Origin of the sequence: Subdoligranulum variabile, assembly GCF_025152575.1 — a bacterium.
Lineage (GTDB): Bacteria > Bacillota > Clostridia > Oscillospirales > Ruminococcaceae > Gemmiger > Gemmiger variabilis.
Genome location: NZ_CP102293.1, coordinates 40,334 through 58,695 on the forward strand (window position 1 = coordinate 40,334; position 18,362 = coordinate 58,695).

General features: G+C 53.5%; 15 protein-coding genes. 5 read left to right on the forward strand and 10 right to left on the reverse strand.

The genetic code is table 11. The features are described 5' to 3' along the window. The first annotated feature begins 41 nt into the window (after window positions 1-41). Entirely contained in the window at window positions 42-2,654 is a 2,613-nt protein-coding gene (locus NQ490_RS00165; protein WP_040917514.1) for a family 78 glycoside hydrolase catalytic domain, read from the forward strand. 155 nt (window positions 2,655-2,809) lie between these two features. On the opposite strand, the gene NQ490_RS00170 is transcribed toward NQ490_RS00165, so the two are convergent. The 4 genes from NQ490_RS00170 to NQ490_RS00185 form a co-directional block, all read right to left on the reverse strand. Further along, window positions 2,810-5,149 (reverse strand): glycoside hydrolase family 2 TIM barrel-domain containing protein, encoded by a 2,340-nt coding sequence (locus tag NQ490_RS00170; RefSeq protein ID WP_187118493.1) that lies wholly within the window; start codon window positions 5,147-5,149, stop codon window positions 2,810-2,812. 73 nt (window positions 5,150-5,222) lie between these two features. Then, window positions 5,223-5,963 (reverse strand): polysaccharide deacetylase family protein, encoded by a 741-nt coding sequence (locus tag NQ490_RS00175; protein ID WP_007046213.1) that lies wholly within the window; start codon window positions 5,961-5,963, stop codon window positions 5,223-5,225. A gap of 2 nt (window positions 5,964-5,965) precedes the next feature. After that, window positions 5,966-7,090 carry a GDSL-type esterase/lipase family protein gene (locus tag NQ490_RS00180; protein ID WP_007046212.1) on the reverse strand — a complete coding sequence of 375 codons (1,125 nt, stop codon included), beginning with the start codon at window positions 7,088-7,090 and terminating at the stop codon, window positions 5,966-5,968. 12 nt (window positions 7,091-7,102) lie between these two features. Further along, a complete protein-coding gene (locus tag NQ490_RS00185) occupies window positions 7,103-8,566 on the reverse strand; it encodes a family 43 glycosylhydrolase (RefSeq protein WP_040917512.1) in 1,464 nt (487 codons plus the stop codon). A gap of 64 nt (window positions 8,567-8,630) precedes the next feature. Here NQ490_RS00185 and NQ490_RS00190 point away from each other — a divergent pair, with 64 nt between their 5' ends. Next, entirely contained in the window at window positions 8,631-9,653 is a 1,023-nt protein-coding gene (locus tag NQ490_RS00190) for an AraC family transcriptional regulator (RefSeq protein ID WP_007046210.1), read from the forward strand. 3 nt (window positions 9,654-9,656) lie between these two features. Here NQ490_RS00190 and NQ490_RS00195 read toward each other — a convergent pair whose 3' ends face one another. The 6 genes from NQ490_RS00195 to NQ490_RS00220 all read right to left on the reverse strand — a co-directional run bounded on the left by NQ490_RS00195 (window position 9,657) and on the right by NQ490_RS00220 (window position 15,834). Continuing rightward, window positions 9,657-11,129, reverse strand: coding sequence for an MFS transporter (locus NQ490_RS00195; protein WP_040917510.1), 1,473 nt, complete (start codon window positions 11,127-11,129; stop codon window positions 9,657-9,659). Window positions 11,130-11,860: 731 nt separating this feature from the next. After that, window positions 11,861-13,366, reverse strand: a complete 1,506-nt coding sequence (locus NQ490_RS00200) for a recombinase family protein (RefSeq protein ID WP_259951336.1) — start codon at window positions 13,364-13,366, stop codon at window positions 11,861-11,863. After that, complete coding sequence (locus NQ490_RS00205; protein ID WP_007046206.1) at window positions 13,363-13,716, reverse strand: helix-turn-helix domain-containing protein; 354 nt, start codon at window positions 13,714-13,716, stop codon at window positions 13,363-13,365. Before NQ490_RS00205 ends, NQ490_RS00200 begins: the two co-directional genes overlap by 4 nt. 408 nt (window positions 13,717-14,124) lie before the next feature. Beyond that, window positions 14,125-14,670: a hypothetical protein gene (locus tag NQ490_RS00210; RefSeq protein WP_040917508.1), complete on the reverse strand. Its 546-nt coding sequence runs from the start codon at window positions 14,668-14,670 to the stop codon at window positions 14,125-14,127. A 69-nt stretch (window positions 14,671-14,739) separates the two neighbouring features. Next, the gene (locus tag NQ490_RS00215; RefSeq protein ID WP_007046203.1) at window positions 14,740-15,249 is read right to left on the reverse strand and encodes a hypothetical protein; all 510 of its coding nucleotides are present in this window, start codon (window positions 15,247-15,249) and stop codon (window positions 14,740-14,742) included. A gap of 69 nt (window positions 15,250-15,318) precedes the next feature. Further along, window positions 15,319-15,834 carry a hypothetical protein gene (locus NQ490_RS00220; protein ID WP_007046202.1) on the reverse strand — a complete coding sequence of 172 codons (516 nt, stop codon included), beginning with the start codon at window positions 15,832-15,834 and terminating at the stop codon, window positions 15,319-15,321. A 252-nt stretch (window positions 15,835-16,086) separates the two neighbouring features. Here NQ490_RS00220 and NQ490_RS00225 point away from each other — a divergent pair, with 252 nt between their 5' ends. The 3 genes from NQ490_RS00225 (at window position 16,087) to NQ490_RS00235 (ending at window position 18,283) form a co-directional block, all read left to right on the forward strand. Next, on the forward strand, window positions 16,087-16,935 hold the full coding sequence (locus tag NQ490_RS00225) for an RNA polymerase sigma factor (RefSeq protein WP_007046200.1): 849 nt from the start codon (window positions 16,087-16,089) through the stop codon (window positions 16,933-16,935). A 181-nt stretch (window positions 16,936-17,116) separates the two neighbouring features. Next, window positions 17,117-18,076 (forward strand): MobV family relaxase, encoded by a 960-nt coding sequence (mobV, locus tag NQ490_RS00230; RefSeq protein ID WP_007046199.1) that lies wholly within the window; start codon window positions 17,117-17,119, stop codon window positions 18,074-18,076. Window positions 18,077-18,103: 27 nt separating this feature from the next. Then, on the forward strand, window positions 18,104-18,283 hold the full coding sequence (locus NQ490_RS00235) for a hypothetical protein (protein WP_007046198.1): 180 nt from the start codon (window positions 18,104-18,106) through the stop codon (window positions 18,281-18,283). Window positions 18,284-18,362 lie beyond the last annotated feature (79 nt).

The following is an 18,362-nucleotide window of genomic DNA, read 5'->3' on the forward strand; positions in this document are numbered from 1 at the left end:
CTATAATGAAAACAATCTGAAAGGGAAAGGACTGCAGAACCGTGCAAGCAACCAATCTTCAAACCAATCACCTGACGGCCCCTCTTGGAATGGATGGCGGCCCATTGTTTTTATCCTGGCAATGTACCGGCGGATTGCGCCAGACCGCTTATGAGATCCACCTGACGGCAGACGATGCCCTTGTCTGGGAAAGCGGCAAGGTGGCAACCCAAAGTATGCATGCCGATGCTCCCGCCGTAGAAGGGGCCCGGGTCCGGGGCAGCTGGAAGGTCCGGCTGTGGGACGAAAATAACTGTCCCGGCCCCTGGAGCGGGGCCCGGTTTGAGACGGGACTTTCCACCGGGGAATGGCAGGGGCTGTGGGTTGCCCCTGAGACTGCACCGTTGGATATTCCCGGTGACGACGCCATCAACGCCTTTGCCCGCCCCAACTGGGAGCGCAAGCAGGCCGAGAAAGAGGCCGCCGGCAAGGGTGCGGCGGAGCCCTACCAGCCCCACCGTCCGGCCTCCTATCTGCGAAAAACCTTCACCGCTCCGTCCGGTCGCGGACGTCTGTACATCACCGCCAAAGGACTGTATGTAGCCTGGCTCAACGGTGTACGGGTGGGCGATATGGTGCTGGCTCCCGGCAGTTTTACCGCTGACAAGCACCTGGGCGCCCAGACCTACGACGTGACAGCTCTTCTGCGGGAGGGGGAAAACGAGCTGCTGATCGCCTTGGGCGATGGCTGGTACCGCAGCACCAGCGGCGTAGACGGTGACCGCAACCTCTTCGGCGATACACTGGGCGTTCTCTTCCAGTTGGAGGTTGATGGCAAAGTGGTCTGTGTTTCGGACGATACCATGCAGGCCACCCAGCAGGGCCCCATCCGCCAGAATGATTTACAGCAGGGCGAAGTGTATGACGCCCGGCTGGAAGGGCTCCTTTCCGGCTGGCACGAAGTACAAACCTACCGCGATGCCCTGCCCGTCACCGGCATGAATACGGTTCCCATCCGGGAGCGGGAGGCGTTTCCCGGGCGGCTGTTCACCGCCCCCAACGGAGAAACCGTGCTGGATTTCGGCCAGAACATTGCCGGCTATGTGGAGATGACCCTTACCGCTCATGCGGGACAGAAAGTCCTGCTGACCTGTGGTGAAACGCTGGATGAAAACGGCAACTTCACCCAGGAGAACTTCCAGGACCGCAGCCGCCACAATGAAGGCGGCACCGCCCAGATGCTGGAGCTGATCTGCAAGGAAGGGGTAAATCACTGGAAACCCAGCTTCACCATCATGGGCTTTCAGTATGCCAAAGTAGAGACGGATGCAGACCTGACCGGGGCGGTGTTCACCGCCCATGCAGTCTACTCTGATATGGCGGTCACCGGCTCTTTCACCTGCGGGAACAAAGCGGTAAACCGGCTGGTAGCCAACAGCATCTGGAGCCAGAAAGGCAACTTCTGCGATATTCCTACCGACTGCCCCACCCGGGAACGGGCGGGCTGGACCGGAGACATGGGCGTCTTTATTGAGACCGGCCTGACCCTGATGGACTGCTACCCGGTGGTTGCCAAGTGGCTGAAAGAATGCCGCCTGAACCAGTACCCTGACGGACGGATGGCCAACATTGCCCCGCCCAACAGCCGCCCCGGGTATATGACACCCATGCTGTGCATGTCCGCCGGTTGGGGGGACGCCGCCATTTTGGTGCCCTACGCTCTCTATAAGCGCACCGGCGACCGTCGCATCCTGGCCGATAACTATGAGATGATGCAGCGGTGGTATGCCTTTTTGCTGGGCCGGGCCCAGCAGACCACGGAAGAGCAACAGAGCGGCGAGTATGCCAAATACACGGTGCTCAACGGCCTGGACTACGGCGAGTGGTGCGAACCCGGGGTGACACCCATGCAGGCCATGGCCAATCCCCGCAAGAGCGTGGGCACAGCCTATCTCGCCTATTCCGGCCGGTTGCTGGCCGAAATTGCAGCCGTACTGGGGCGGCAGGAAGAAGCCGACGCTTACCGTGCTACCGCCGACAAGGCCGTAAAAGCCTACCGTGCAGCTTTCACGGAGGACGGCGTCATTCACTCGGACCGCCAGTGTGAATACGTCCGGGCCATTGCCTTTGCCCTGCTGGGTGAGGAGGAGAGCCGGGCGGCTGCCACCACTTTAAACCAGATGGTGGTGGATAACGGCTGCCATCTGAACACCGGATTTCTCTCCACCCCCTTCCTGTGCGGTGTGCTGGCCCAATACGGTTACATTGATACCGCTTACCGCCTGCTGCTGCAGCCGGAGGCTCCGGGCTGGCTGTATGAGGTAAACAAAGGCGCCAACACGGTGTGGGAAACCTGGACCGGCATTGACGCCGAGGGCAAACCACACGAATCCCTGAACCACTACTCCTACGGTGCTATCTGCGGCTGGCTGTTCGGGGGCGTCTGCGGCATTCACTTCACGGACGGTCAACTGACCATTGCTCCCACTCCGCACAAAGCGCTGGGGTACGCCAAAGCTGTTTATGATTCGCCTGCAGGCCGAATCGAAAGCGGCTGGCGGTATGAAGGAGATACGGTCACCTACGAATTCACCATTCCCACCAATATCACAGCACACATTCACCTTCCGGACGGAAGAACACGAATGCTATCTGCTGGCACACACAGGCTCTAAAGGTCGCTTCATAGCGCAGCCGATGTTCCCTCTTCCGGAAGAATGTGAATTTCCCGCAAAATCTATGAAGTAGATCACGTAGAAAAAGACTGCAACGATTGTTGCAGTCTTTTTGGTGAGACATCGGAATCTGCCGTCTGGCCTATGCCCTTTTCTCAGATCACTTCCAATTCAAGCGTTTTGGCCCGCAGGCCTTTTGCCTTCACCGTAACCGTAACCTTTCCGGGGGCATCGCCGCCGCGGACCACGGCCAATGCCTTGCCGTAGTAGGTCGTGTGGGTATCGGAGAAAAAGTTCTCCCCCATGTTGGGCCGTGCAGAACCAAGGGCCAGCAGCTTCCCGGCACCGTCAACCTCCACCGTGACCGCAGTATCCTCAGAAGATTTTGTGGTGCCATCCGCCCCCGTCAGGTCAATGCTGATGTAGGCCAAATCCTGCGTTTTTGCCTGCAAGGTGCTCCGGTCGGCCACCACACGCAGTTCGGTAGCCCCTGCAGCCGTCTTCATGGAAGTCCGGCTCTGTTCTTTTCCCTCGCCATCGTAGCTGATTGCGGTGATGGTACCGGGCTCATAGACAACGCGCTTAAAGACAGCCTTGTATTCCTTCGTCTTTTTCCGGCCATAGGAATGCCCGTTGACAATGAGTTCCGCCGTTTCGCCGTCAGAGTAGACCGTGACCTTGGTTTTTTTGCCTTCACAGCCGGCCCAGGACCAGCTTTCCACTGCGTCTGTGTCACGCCACATGGATACCGAGCCGGTCTCCCCTGCATGGGTAAACGGTTCTACGCCGATGCCAGGGGTATGGTCCAGCCCCCAGATCAGCCGGTTCCACTGCACCTCGGGGCGAAGCTTTCCGCAAATGTCGATCACGCCGCAGCCGGCGGAGATGATGGGCGCATCCTGACCGGGATTTTTGAAACTTTTGTAACGGACGGTACCGATGCCCGCCTCCCCCAGATAATCCCAGCCCGTCCACATAAAGTCGCCGATGACATAGGGGAGTTTTTTCACCAGTTGCCAGTTATGATACAGGTTCTTGGGCAGGGTCTCGGACCCGACAATGACGCGGTCGGGATGGAGCGTACCGTCCTTCTCGTATCGGGACGCGGCGTAGTTGTAACCGCCAATATCCAGATAAGAGAAACTCACCTTTGTGGCATCGTCCGCGGCAGGTTTGGCGGCCATTTTTTCAATCATACCCCCGGCCAGGTTCATTAGCATGTTGAAGAAGGCGCTGGTGGGAACGTTGTCCATCGTCTGACTGCCGTTTTTATTCTCTTTCCCATTCTTTTTGTTGCCGTATATGCCGCCGCCCTTGGCCGACATACTGCACAGCATCAGGTTGACTCCCATCGTCACTGCTTTGTCCGGGTCCAGCTTTCGTGCCAGGACTGCCAATTTTTTACAGTACTCCTGTCCTTCGGGCATAGCCAGTTCGGAGATTTCATTTCCGATAGAGTTCATGACCACACTGGGATGATTGTAGTTTTTGATGACCATAGCTGTGAGATCCCGCTGCCACCATGCGCGAAAATCCTGGTCCGCATAGTCGTAGGGGTTTTTATGTACCAGCCAGTTGTCGCAGAATTCATCCATGACGTACAGACCCAGCCGGTCACAGGCATCCAACAACGCCTTGGAGGCAGGGTTGTGGGCGGAACGTATCGCGTTGAAACCGGCTTCCTTGAGCAGACGGACACGGCGGAACTCGGCATCCTCAAAAGAGCATGCGCCCAGAATACCATTGTCGTGGTGGACGCAGGCGCCACGGAACAGCGTTTTCTTGCCGTTTACAAAAAATCCTCTGGTGCTCCAGCTAAGGGTACGGAATCCAAACCAGGCGTCCGCCTCATCCACCATCTCACCATTTTTCAACAGTTCCGCTCTGCACCGGTACAGTTCGGGATGTTCCGCGTCCCAAAGCCGCGGCTGGGAAACGGGAATGTCCGCCGATGCAGTGCCTTCCTTGACCGCAGATTCGGCCTGCGCTACCACCTTTTCACCATCCAGAATAGAGACTCTGACCGTATCACCACCGGTGACCGAAACTTTCACATGGGCCGCATCGTTTCCGGAAGTGGAGACGAGCAGTCCATCCGGGCGGATATGACTCTTATCGCCCAGGAAGAGGTTTACGTTGCGATAAATTCCGCTACCGGAATACCAACGGGAATTGGGTACCGACGAGTTGTCCGCGATCACTTTGATCTCATTTTCTTCGCCATACTTCAGTTGTGGGTCCAGCACCACAAAGAAGTTGGTATACCCGTACCGCTGTTCAGCCACAAGCGCATCGTTCACGAACACCTGCGCGTTTTGATAAACCGCCTCAAATTCCAGTACAGCGGACTGTGTCCGCCACGTTTCAGGCACAAGAATCCGTTTGACGTAGACATAGGCCCCGCCGGGAAAGTATCCGCACGCTCCCGCTGTTGCCGCATCCTTTGAACGTTTCTCGTACAGCATGGCATCGTGGGGAAGCGTGACCGGTTGCATAGACTGTTCCTTTCCCACGGCGCCAAATAGCCAACCTCGGTTAAAATCTTTCTTTTTCACTTTCCTGCTCTCCTTAAATATGCGCGAACGCTTCGCTGTTTGTGCAATACACGATATCGCTTCGGCCTGCGATCGATTCAAAAAGCCGCTCCAAAGCATACCAACTGGCGTTCCCCTTTTCGTAGTCCATTTCATAACTGTGTGCCCACAGGAACAACAGCAGATCCTTTTCTCCGGGTTCCTCACGTTTGAAGCGCTCCACCAGCTTCACGGCATTTTTCAGAATAAGCGAGGAGGAAGGCCGAAAGTTCAGCGGATCATCCGGGAACGCAAAGCCGCCGGTGGGAAAGACCACTCTGGCATATTGATACCCCTGCGCCTTCAGATACGCCTGGACAGCCGGCGAGGTTGAACCCTGCGCATAGGCGTGCCCCACGACCGTGGTGCCGAAGATTTTTTCCAGCGCGGCCTTGTCCGCATCCACCGATGCGCGCATTTCATCCTCGCTGACAGCCCCCAGCGGTTCATGCCGGAAGCCATGGGTGGCAATCTCCATTCCCTCATAGACCTGGCACACCTCGTCCAGTGGGATCCGGTTGTGCTGCACATAGGAAAATGGCCACTTGTGCTTTACGCCTTCGGGGCAATCCTGAAAAGAGAAGGTTCCAAGTCCCTTCACCTCGCCGCGAGTGCCAAACAGGCCGGCATTGAGGTTGAAGGTTCCTTTGAGCCCGTATTGCCTCATGAGCCGGATCACCCGTTTGTCCTGTTCCAGTCCATCATCAAAGCTGAGCGTGAAATACTTTTTCCCCATGCCTACACCTCCCCTGTCAGCTTTTGCAAATCATACGCCTGCGCCAGCAGCATTCCTCCGGCCTGATTCGGGTGCAGGTGGTCCCCCTGGTGATAACGCTCGTCGGTGAACGAAGGATTCTTCTGATCGCGCAGCAGTGCATCCGCATCAAGCACATAATCGAACAGCGCGCTATCTCTGATCCATCCATTGATGCGGACTCTCAGCGCCTCCATCTCCCGGGTATACCCTTTTTTCACAAAACCGGTGCGAGGCGGAAGAGTCTGGGCAATCACCCGGACACCGGCCTTATGAAGCCGATCCACAATATCGGTTACGGCCGAACAATATTGTTCCAGCGAGATGACCGCCCCTGTCTTTTGGGAATAGTAGGCCACATCATTGACCCCCAATGCAAAAATCACTCCGCAGAGTTCTGAAAAGCGGAGTACATCACGCTCAAAGCGAGACACCCCTTTCTCCCCGTAGGAAGCTCCCATCAGGCCCGGGACATCATAAAGCAGACAATTCCCGCCGATTCCGGCGTTCATCAGTGCGTAGTCACCGCCATATGCATCGAACAGACGCCTTTGCAACGGTTTTACCCAGCGGTTCATAGCCGTTATACTGTCCCCGAACGCCACGATGATTTTGGAAGGCTGACCGGTAAACACCTCGATCTGATCCATCCCGGGAATCGCTTCATAAAGGTTGTACTGTTCCATATATCTTTCCCGCCGGGGTGGGGGCAGCTCTCTGTCCGCCGTATGATTTCCCGGATAGCTTACCGCATTTTCCTCGATCATATTGCTGTCCATGACCTTGGATGCATAGTAGAGTCTGATTTCCAGCTCTTCCCCCATCGTCACCGGGAGCGTCAACTCATCCGAATAACAGCTTTCCCCCGCGGGGACCGTGAACACACGGCTGCCGTCCCGCGTGACGGTATGCATCTCTCCATGTGCCCACACGGTCAGTCCCCCAATGGTGTAGGGTTTCTTTCCATAGTGGTTGGAGAAGCGGACCCGAAGTTTCTCGCCCGAAACCTGGGATATCACAGAATACACCACTGTTTTTTTCTTGCCCGCCAAAAAGCCCATCGCAAAGGCAGGGGCCGCGGCTTGATGCCAGATTGGTGTCCAGTCCATCGTTATCCCCCTTTATGCCAACGTAATACTCAAGATGTCAAGCGTTCCCTTTCCCTTATACCGGAAATACAGCGGGCAGGAATCAATGGGGCGTCGGCTCTCCAACGCCAAACGTCTGGCGTTGAATTTTACTCCGGCGGTTGTCCAGTCGGCTGTCCCGGCAATGGGAATGGATGCTATGACAGGGCCTTTTTCCCCAGGTAAGAGTTCCAGCACGCCGCCTGCGCCGCGAACCGTTACAGCAATGTGGGTGCTTTCATTCAGATCAAAATATCGGAAGCCGGCAATACTGCCATTCTTCATTTTGGAAATATACGCCTTTGGTGCCGTCCTCTCGGTCTCTATGGTCACTTCCCGTTCCCCGGGCTCCGGTGGCTCGTAGTCCGGACCATCCTGGGTGATCTCGGGTCCGCCCATCGGGTTGCGCAGACCAAACGTACCGGCATGGTGCAGGACGCAGGCAATGTAGGCCGGATAGGTCCCGGTTCCCTTCAAAGGGCCGCCATTCAATCCGCAGCTCGTGGACTCCACCATGCGGATGGTCCCGTCCGCACGGATCTCAATGGGCTCGGCTACCGCCTGCCGGTTTCGTTTGGCGCCATTGGTCGTTCGGTGGTCAAATATATACCATTGCCCGTGGACACATACCATACCGCCGTGGCTGTTTCCCATCGGATATGCCGCATTCATGAGCTTTCTTCCCTCCAGACCGATATCGCTTGAGGAATGGATCGGTCCCTTGTGGATAAATCCCTTGTCGGGGAACAGGCTCATCGCGTAATTGAGACCGGTGATGTCCGTGGCCGGATAGACCAGATAATACCACTCACCGATGTGACGGATAGAGGGCCCTTCCCAATAGTTCGGCTTCTTGGGATCAAAATCCGCCGGCATGATGATGGTTGGTTCGCTGACGATGGTCAGCATATCAGAGCTGAGTTCCATCACAAACAGCCCCTTGATCTCGTGGCCGAATTGTCCATTGGATTTCTGCCCGCTACCCACGTAGAGAAACACCCGCCCGTCATCATCAACCAGAACGGCTGGGTCAAACATAAACCAATCTTCCGGCTTTGAGCCGTAGACTCGCCCGTCCGGGAAGTGAACATCGCCCAAATATTGGTATTTCCCCGCAGGTTTGTCACACACAGCGACCGATGTGATCGACGTATTGGCCACCGAATAGTAAAGGTAGTACCGTCCGTCTGTGCCGCGCACCACGTCCGGTGCATAGTAGGACTGGTTCTTTTTATTCCACGGCGTATCTTGCTTTTTAAAGATTACGCCTTCATACCGCCAGTCGGAAAGATCGTCTACCGGGGTCGACCAGCATACGTAATCGCCCTCACAGTATTCCTTGGCACCAAAGAGATCATGGCTCCCATAAATGTACAGCCGCTGACCAAATACTTTCGGTTCAGCGTCCGGGATGTATTCCCAACTGGGAAGATAGGGGTTATAGCATTGCCGTTTCACAGATACTTCCTCCTTCAAAAATACTCAATTCCATGCTATACTGCCATAAAGGGGGGATGCTCGCATGGAACACCTGTTTTTTGACAGCATTGATGAAATGCGGAACCAGACCGGCAGCCATGGTCCGAACTATCTTCGCAACCATACGGCCGAACGGGACTATTTTTCTCCGTTGTCGATCGTAACCAGCATCCAGAAACCTCAGGAATACTTGTTTTCCAACTATATGGATGCATGGTCCTTTTGCGTTCACACCCCAAACAAACACGAATTCTTTCATGAGACCTACATGCACAAACATAATTTTTTTGAGCTGATGTATGTGCAGCGGGGCCACGTCCGGGTGATGATCGAGGGGGCCGAGACCACCTATACGCAGGGAAACCTTTGTCTCCTCAATCGAAACACCATGCATCGCGAAACAGATATGTCGAATGCGGATATCGTTTACATCGGCATCAATGCCTCTCTGCTGACACAGTGGCCCAAATCATTTCCACCACCCTTTCAGTACAAAAGCATTCTCAATCAGTTTTTCAGCGACAACCTGTCGGAACGTGCCGCCTATAAAAAGGACTACCTGGACTTCACCCTTTTAGGAGCAGATACGATCCCACAGCTCACCCAGGAACTGATTCGTGCTTTCTCGGTCAAGCGGATCGGATACCAGTTTGACGTTTACTCCTCTCTGCTCCGGCTGTTTGCCGCCCTAGAGAATCCTGACATATACAAAGCAACACACATTTCGCTGAGGCACAGTCAAGAACTGCTGGCGGTGGAACAGGTCAAGAAGCTGATTGAAGCCCACCACGGGGCTATCCACCGGACCAATCTGGCGGAGGCACTCAACTACTCCTGCGAGCATATATCCCGCATCATCAAGACAAACACCGGATACACACTTAAAGCGTACTGTCAAAAGGTACAGATGGCCGAGGCGGCGCGGCTTCTGAGAAACACAGAGCTGCCGGTCTGCCAGATCGCGGCATCACTGGGCTATGAGAACAGAACGCAATTCTACAAAGTGTTTCAGCGTGAGTATGGTCTCACCCCATTGGAATACCGCCGACATATTGCGGAGGAATGAGCCTTACCCAGCACTGCAGCGATCCAGGCATTCCCGGATTTTTCGGCGCTCATCGTTCTTGATCGGGTATGCCCGCAGGATCAAAGCCGACAATACACCGAGGATGGCAGGAACAAGGCCCATGATAACGATAAACCAATTGAGCATGGTCGGGATCTGCGACAGTTCCCCCATGTATTCGGAGGTGACGGGATCAACGTTGTAGCCGATTGCCATGAGCACAGCGCCAATAATTGCAGCCGAAAGCGCCGCCTGGGCTTTGACAATGAAGCTGCCGACAACCATTGTCAAAGCGGAACGATCCTTGCCGGTTTTATAAATGTTGTAGTCCATAATCTCCATTTCCACCATGGACTGCGGGACAAAGTCGCTTCCCACCCCCACTGCCATGATGAACAGGGTAATGAAGAACAGCGCAGGAATATTCGTAAGCAGGCCCGCCATCTGGGTAATAAACAGGACCACCCCGCCGACAGACTGCACAATCAGAAGGAAACAAGTCATTTTGATCGGGTTGTTCTTAAAGAGTTTCAAGAGCGGACGGCCAATAACTGCACCAAACAGGAGTGGTACGAGCATCATCATGGAAGAAATGCCGTTGAGGACACCATACTGCTCCATGTCTGTGACGCCGGTGGCCAAATCCGTGCAGAATCCCCATTTTATGTAATACGCAGGTGTGGCAAAAATAAGGGACCAGATAAAACCGGAAAAGACGCATTTCAAATAGTAGACCACCATCGGCTTGTTCTCTTTGAACAGAAGAAAGAAGTCCTTAAACTTTACCGACTCTGCCTTTTCTTCCTGCACACTGTGCTTTTCTTTGACAAGGAACCAGCCAATAAGAGAGAGCACCATCGCTGCACCAACAATAACAGTGATCAGGATGGCAAATGAGTCATGATAGTTGCCCACGCGTTCGTTGACCGCAACCAGCACAGCTGTAAAGGCGGACGTAACAACGCCCAGGATCATGGTCCAAACCCGCGGCCCGATAACCAGCTTGGAACGTTCGTTGAGATCATTGGTCATCGTTCGGAACAATAGATTATCCTTATAAAAGGATGTTCCCACATCAAACAAAAAGTAGAAAACGACAACCCACACAACAACCAGTACGGGCTTGGACACAAACTCGGACGGGAACGAGTAGAGACATACACAGCCAATGCCAGTCAGCAGTATGCTGAGGAGAAAAAAAGGTTTGTACTTTCCGATTTTGGTCCGTTTCCCGCGATCCATCAATAATCCCTGAACGGGATCATCCACAGCATCAAAGATCCGCGCAAACAGAAGAAGCGATGTAGCCAAGGTCGCTCCCATAGCGCCCAGTCCGGCGTAGTCGGTCATATACTGCATAAACATGCTGGACATAAACACGGTACAGAGACCATTTACAGTAGACAGCGCCGTTGCGCCGAAACAGTCTCGCAGCGTAATTGCGTCCGGATTTTTCACACAGATAGACTTGAGCATTACTATCCCCCTTGCCATTTAATCAGTTATTCTCAACCAACAAGGCCCGAATTCGTGCAATTCCAACAATTCAATGATAGATTATTCCTTTGTATTCCACAATGACAAAAGGTCGCCCTTTTTCAATTTATTGTATCATTTTGTTTCTTGACGCCGAAGCAAGAAAGAATAATCACATTTTGTTACAACGCGGTATGTACCTTTCACAAAAATGGCGACAGATATCCCTCTTGGCCTTTCAAAAGCCTTCCGATGGGTACCCCATAAGGTCTGTGACATTATCGGGTGTAATCACAATCGCATCACCAAACCTACAAAAACACAAATCCGAACGCATCTACAAAAAGTATGCGTTCGGATTTTTCAGTATGGTGCAAAATTAGCGACCGATCCCCGCGAGGCGAATGCAAGCGCTTGCACGACACATGAGCCCGCCCCGAAGGGGATGGTACAGCCCCCTTTCCGGCCAATCAGGCTGTGGAGGGACTTGCGCTCTAAAATGGTCCACTGCACCGTTTTTGCCCGCCGGTACGCAAGGCGGCGGGGCCCTACAGGTTGCGGTGCCCGCATCGGCCAGCGCCCCTTGGAATGGGACGCCACCTCTGCAACCTCTGCCCCTGCTCCGGCTCACTGTTTCCGCCGCAGGCGGCGGTCGCCTTCGCAGCTGTTCTCGTCCCCGATGGTGCACAGGCTGCCGCAACATCCCGGATTATAGCAATAAAAAAAGAGCCCTACGTTTTCCGTAAGGCTCTTCTTGGTGCAGCTTGGCAATCCAAATCCGAACTTATTTTTTCCTCTGCCAGAGCGGTCTTGAGGTCATCGAAGGTGATGGTCTTGGTTCCTTCCTTATAGTTGAAGGTGAGCACCACCTTGTCGTCATACAGGAAAATGGCGTTGATGAAGGTATCAATGAGCATTTTCCTGTGGGATTCCTGCCGTACATCCAGTTTGCGGAACCGTTGCAGCCAGAAGGTGATGAACTCGGCGCTGATCCGAGGCTTAGCCAACTTCTCACAGGTGATCCTGGTCTCCAGGTCCTCTTTGTTGGCTTCCAGTTCTTCCAGCCGTGCCTTGGTGGATTTGGTGAGAATCCCCTGCTGGATGGCGTTCAGCAGATTCTCGATGGCCCGGTCTACCTCCCGCAGCTGCTGTTCGTACAGGGGAAGATTCACATTCTCCCGGTCCTGCAGATCCATGAGCATGGACACGATGGCTTCAATGACCTGATCGTCCATGACCATCTTCATGGTCTCGCTGACCACCAGGTCTTCGATCCAGTCCTTCCGCACCGATTTCTTGTGGCACTCCGTCCGCTTCTTTTTCACAGATACGCACTTGTAGTACCGATGCACCTTTCCCGTGTGGCTGACACCGCTCTCCCCACAGAGGTACGCTCCGCAGTAACCGCAGAACAGCTTGGTAGTCAGCAGATATTCTTCCTCGGCCTTATAACGGGCCGGGGCCTTTCTGTTTTTGGCCATCCTCTCCTGCACCCGGTCAAAGAGTTCCCGCGTCACAAGGGCCGGGATACCCTCCGGCGATACGGTTCCCCGGAAGGTGTATTCTCCAATATACCGGCGATTGTTTAAAATCCGCTGGATGCTGCCGTAGTTCATCTTCTGGCCCCTGGTGTTTCTTACCCCTTGCTCATTGAGCCAGTCCCGTATCTCGGTCATGGTAGCTCCTTCGGCATACCGCTGGAATACCTCTCGGATAAATGGCGCAGTCAAGGGGTCCGGCTGGAAATGCCGGTCACTGTCAATGACATATCCCATGGTGCGGTTTCCCCCATTGTACTTGGACTTGAGGACATTCTCGGTCATTCCCCGTGAGACCTTTTCTGCCAGATCGGCGGAGTAATACTCCGCATAGCCCTCCAGCAGACTTTCCAGAAGGATTCCTTCGGACCCGTTGGAGATAATCTCGGTGGCAGACACCACCTTCACCCCGTTCTTTTTCAGTGTGGTCTTGTAACGGGCGCTATCGTAGCGGTTGCGGGCAAACCGGTCCAGCTTCCAGACAATGACCATATCAAACAGGCGTTTGCCGCTGTCCTTGATCATGTTCTGAAACTCCGGGCGGTTGTCGGTCTTGGCGGACAAGGCCCGGTCAATGTAGTGGCGCAGGATGGTAATGCCGTTTTTCTCAGCGTAGGCAGTGCATTCCCGGATCTGGCCCTCGATACTTTCTTCCCGCTGGTTGTCCGAGGAGTACCGGGCATAGATCACAGCATTCATGATTCACCCTCCATCATGCGGAACAGGGTTTCCTTCAGCTTTTCGTTCATGGGAGATTGCGGGTCAAAGCACATCTCAATGAATTGCCGCAGCTCCTCCCGCTCCGGGGCTGCCTTGGGCTTGAAGTGATAGGTTTCCCCCTGGGGCTTATCCGTCCGGGCAAAGATATAATCCAGGGACACATCAAAGTAATCTGCATACCGGCGGAACAGTTCCACCGATGGAGAGGACTGTCCATTTTCATATCGGTTGATGCTGGACTGTGTGCTGCCCAATGCCTGGGCCATCTTCACCTGAGAGAATCCGATGCTCTCCCGCAGGGCTTTCAATCGCTTACCCACTTCTATCATACTCTCGCCTCCTTTTCCGGGTCAATTTCATTATAACCCGGTTTTTCCAAAAATGCAACCCGAAATCAGATTCTCCGAGATTTACGGATGGGCAAAAGAAAAAGCGCAGGGCAGCCACGGGGTACGCTGTCCTGCGCTGGTTCTATGCGTTTTACAAAACAGAGGTGGACGGGATCAACTCGGCGCACACCAGTAGCACGAGGGGGTCCAGGGGGTGTCCCCCTGGCACACTACCTTGCTTGCAAGGTATAGTGTGTTATACCTGCCGGCCACAGGAGTACGGAAACGGGGGCGCAAGGTTGGGCGAAGCGCCCTATACCACGGGCTGGGAAAAGGTGCCGGGGGCTGGCAGGTATACAAAGTCAGGGCAGACCACCTAATTCGATGGTACGCACTCGGACGAAACTGTCAGTCCTCCCACTCGGCTTTGTGGGCCTCCCACCACGTCGGGAACGCCGGGTCTTTTGGTGAAAGAGTGGGGGTGATGGTATCGGTATTCAAAATAGTAGAATTGTTACTCTCGGCATCAAAAGCACACAATAGACAATGTCCATCATTGATAGCACCCAAATACAAAAATTCCAGCAGAACACCCTTGTTTGTTGTCCAGTGCGTGCCGGAGTAGGTGAGGAACGCCTCGCTAATCTGCAAGTTTTTGTTTCCTGCATGGATATTTTTCAACTGACCATAGAAATACCGAATATTTTTCTTGTTGGCCAACACCTTTTCCCGGTTGAACACAACGATGCGCTCTGCATCGGAGCTGTACCCCCGCAGACGGGAAAACAGGATGCTGTTGAAGCACTTGTCCTCCGGCGTTCCCTCCTTGGCAATACACCGATTGAAAATGGCCTGGACATTGCCCTCGTTCAAATCAATAGGGATAAACTCTGGTGGTTTCTCCGTCTTTTTCTCCATAGCCTTTGCCCGCAAAGCATTCATGTCAATCGCCACAACACAATCCTCCTTCCGCACCAAACGTGTGCTGGTTTATCATCTATCATTTGTTCACAAGATTCGCCCTCACGCTTCCCACTCACTTTTGTGGGCTTCCCACCAGGCTGGGAACGCCGGGTCCTTCGGGGAGAGGGTCGCAGGATAAAGAAATGGGAGAGGGGCCACTTTGGTTTGGCAATCGAATGGCATGATAGATGTTGTCGCACTGCCCAAATGCAAAAAAATCAATACAACCCCATTGCTTTTCGTCCAGGTTTCCCCATTGTATGTTTGAAATACCTCATTCAGCGAAATAGAGGATTTTCCCTGATGTCTGTTCAAAAGCTGACCATAGAGATATTGAATGGCCCTTTTATCTTGTACTATTTTCTTCTTATCAAACAAAACAGGAACATGCTCTTTCAGTAAACCTAATTCCACATCCATAATTGAAGTGCCGATTGTATCGGTTGTTTGCTCTGTAATCAGGCACCGTTTGAAGATGGCCTGAACATTGCCCTCGTTGAGTTCCAGAGGAGTAAACGACTTCAAAATTTCTTCTTTTGCCGCCTTTGCCTTATTCAGATTAAAGCCCATGACACAATCCCCCTTCCGCACCAAACAGGTGCAAGTTTATTTTCAATAGTTTATCCGTAAGATTCGCCCTCACGCTTCCCACTCGCTCTTGTGGGCCTCCCACCACGCCGGGAAGGCGGGGTCTTTCGGGGAGAGCGTGGGGGTGATATGCTTGTAATCTATCAGGCTGCTAATGTTCCCGTCCTCTGTTTGTCCAAAGCCACGGAAATAGACACAGCCCAATGCCAAATCGTAGAGTTGAAAAAGAGAGTTAAAGTCTTTTGTCCAAACATGATTGTCATATCGGAAGAAACCCTCTTGCAGTGAGATTACTTTCACATTGGGAATATGGATTGTTTTCAACTGGCCCAGCAGATAACGAATATTCTGCTCGTTTTTTTCCATCTTTTCTCTGGACAACTGGACAATATCTGAAGGGTTCTTTGTCAGTTCTGAGCCGACCACCTGAACATTATAGAAGTCCTCACCCTCTTTCGCCAAACACCGATTGAAGATGGCCTGGACGTTGCCCTCGGTCAGTTCCAGCGGCTCAAATCCTTTGTGTCGTTCCGTAACTTCTTTTGCAGATTTTGCAATCAGTCCCATGCAACAATCCCCCTTCCGCACCAAACAGGTGCAATTCTATCTGCTTTCATTGTAAAGGGATAAAGTGAAAACTGCAAGTCATAAACAGAAAAACTTCCTTTCTTCGCCTAAAAGGCTTTCTGCTCCCTATTGCTATGGAAATTTATTTCCCTGCTTTTCAAATTTCTTTGAAAAGCAGGAACAAAAGGTATATACTTGTGCCGTTAATAATTAGAGACACAACCGTCTCTCACGAAAGGAGGTCGAACCTATATGCCCGTTATCTACCAATTTTCCTATGACAGCCCCGTCCGTTACCTGCCTCTGGCGTATATGCTGCCCTATGATGTGATTTCCCATTATCCTACACTGAGCAAACTGCCCCGCAGCATGGGAGCACTGAACGCTTCCCCCGGATGGGGCAAGGTCATTTTGAGCCAGCAGTTCTTGAACGAGATCATGGATGCCGTGGCTTCCCTTGCTTTCCCTCACTTTGGCTTTGGCGGCTGGAAGGAACATTACTCCGGCTATTCCCCGGTATGGCGCTTGTCCTATGCCTTGCCCCTGTGGGCCAAAGGAGTGGAAAAACTGCGGGGCTGGGGCGTGCAGGCACTCTTTGCCTTGCCCCCTGACTATGAGATTCCCTTCTGCGACCCGGAAGATGTGCGCCAGGTCATGAAACAGGTGGTGGAACAGACCATCGAGGAACAGGGCTGGGGCCCCATGTTGGAAGTAATACGGAACATGCCCTGCGAGGAAGATTTTGAGCGGTGGGACACCAATGTCCGAAAAGACTTCCTCCGCAAGTGGTATCACACCCGCTCCAAACGGGTACAGACCGTTTCCCTGGAAGAATGCATGGAGGATGAGGACAGCAACATTCATTCCCTCCCCGACCCAAAGGGTGACTTCACGGAACAGGTGGAGAGCGAGGACTTCTGTCGGCGGTTCAAGGCCACCCTATCCCAAAAGGATATGGCGATTTTGGAACTTCGGGTGGAGGGATACACACTGGAAGAGATCGCAGACAGGCTGGGGTACAAAACCCACAGTGCCGTGGTCAAGCGAATGGAGGCTATCAAGAAGCAGTTTATCCAATACGAACAGGAATCAGGGCGATAAAGCCACGCAACCCGAACCGGGTGAGCGTGGCTTTTTTCTGTCCCGATAACTGCAAGGGAGGTGGTTATCATGCAGGGCACCCAGGGGCCACAGAGGCCCCAAACCGGGCCGTACCGACCCTGTACAGGGATGGGGCGGCCCACTCCACTGACGGGGAAAAATATCGGCCACAGGAGGCAAAATGGGAGAAAAATCACAGTATGCAATTCTACGGTTTACCAAACACAAGGCGGGACCGGCAGGTGCTCTGGAAGCACACCACGAGCGCCGGAAGGAACAGTACGCCAGCAACCCGGACATAGATGTCCGCAGGAGCAAGGACAATTTTCATATCATTCAGCCCACGCAGAAGTATCGGCGAGAGATAAACAGCCGGATCAAGGCGGCGGGCTGCCGAACCCGGAAGGACAGCACCATGTTTGTGGACACCCTCATCACTGCCAGCCCAGAATTCTTTAAGGGAAGAAGCAGGCAGGAAGTCCGGGCCTACTTCACGGAGGCTGTGGCCTTCATGGAGCAGAAGGTGGGGCGGGGCAATATCTTCTCCGCCGTGGTACACATGGACGAGAAAACGCCCCACCTGCATCTCTGCTTCACCCCCATCACGAAGGATGGACGGTTGTCTGCCAAGGAGATTTTGGGGAATCGGGTGCAGCTCTCCCGGTGGCAGGATGAGTTCCACGCCCACATGAACAAGGCGTTCCCAGTCCTGCAGCGGGGGGAAAGTTCTCTGGTCACCAAGAGAAAGCACATTCCCACATGGCTGTTCAAACAGTCCACTGACCTTTCTAAACAGCAACAGGCCATTGAACAGGTCATTTCTCAGATCGGGGTGCTGAATGCAGGGAAGAAACGGGACGAGCTGCTGCAAATGGTGGAGCCTTACTTCTCCCAGCTGGAAAAGCATTTGGGCCAGATGAAGAAGTATCAAGCCACCATCCAGTATCTGACCCAGGAGAACATCAACCTCCGAAGCCAGATCAAGGAGGACGACAGCAGCCAGAAGGAGTTGGAGTTGTTCATGCTGAAAAAGGAAAATCAACAGCTGCGGCGGTTTGTGGACAACATTCCCCCGGAAGTGCGAAAGGCGCTGCGGGAACAGCAGAAAGTCCACCGTCGGGCGAAAGAACAAGAGCGATGAAACATTTTCAGAGTCACGGAGGTACATTTGGGAAGAAGGAAGAAACCGATCAACCGCACCAACATCCCTCAGTATCAGGTAGAGGCCATCGCCAGATGCCTTCTGCCGGATATCCTGGCCTTCTTTGAAAGTGAGGAAGGCCAGCGGGAGTTTGCCCAATGGAGGAAGGAGCAAGAGGAAAAGGAAAAAGAGAAGGAAAAGAAATAAAGGTATAGCAAAGGCGGGACGTCATCCAGCAATGGTGACGCCCCGCCTTTTTTGCATTTATATGGTCCTTTTCCTTCCC

Coding starts and splice junctions, on each gene's coding strand:
- NQ490_RS00205 (WP_007046206.1), bottom strand. CDS start 13,716: ATGATAGAAGTGGGTAAGCGATTGAAAGCCCTGCGGGAGAGCATCGGA.
- NQ490_RS00215 (WP_007046203.1), bottom strand. CDS start 15,249: ATGGGCTTTAATCTGAATAAGGCAAAGGCGGCAAAAGAAGAAATTTTG.
- NQ490_RS00200 (WP_259951336.1), bottom strand. CDS start 13,366: ATGAATGCTGTGATCTATGCCCGGTACTCCTCGGACAACCAGCGGGAA.
- NQ490_RS00170 (WP_187118493.1), bottom strand. CDS start 5,149: ATGCAACCGGTCACGCTTCCCCACGATGCCATGCTGTACGAGAAACGT.
- NQ490_RS00175 (WP_007046213.1), bottom strand. CDS start 5,963: ATGGGGAAAAAGTATTTCACGCTCAGCTTTGATGATGGACTGGAACAG.
- NQ490_RS00190 (WP_007046210.1), top strand. CDS start 8,631: ATGGAACACCTGTTTTTTGACAGCATTGATGAAATGCGGAACCAGACC.
- NQ490_RS00220 (WP_007046202.1), bottom strand. CDS start 15,834: ATGGGACTGATTGCAAAATCTGCAAAAGAAGTTACGGAACGACACAAA.
- NQ490_RS00180 (WP_007046212.1), bottom strand. CDS start 7,090: ATGGACTGGACACCAATCTGGCATCAAGCCGCGGCCCCTGCCTTTGCG.
- mobV (WP_007046199.1), top strand. CDS start 17,117: ATGGGAGAAAAATCACAGTATGCAATTCTACGGTTTACCAAACACAAG.
- NQ490_RS00225 (WP_007046200.1), top strand. CDS start 16,087: ATGCCCGTTATCTACCAATTTTCCTATGACAGCCCCGTCCGTTACCTG.
- NQ490_RS00195 (WP_040917510.1), bottom strand. CDS start 11,129: ATGCTCAAGTCTATCTGTGTGAAAAATCCGGACGCAATTACGCTGCGA.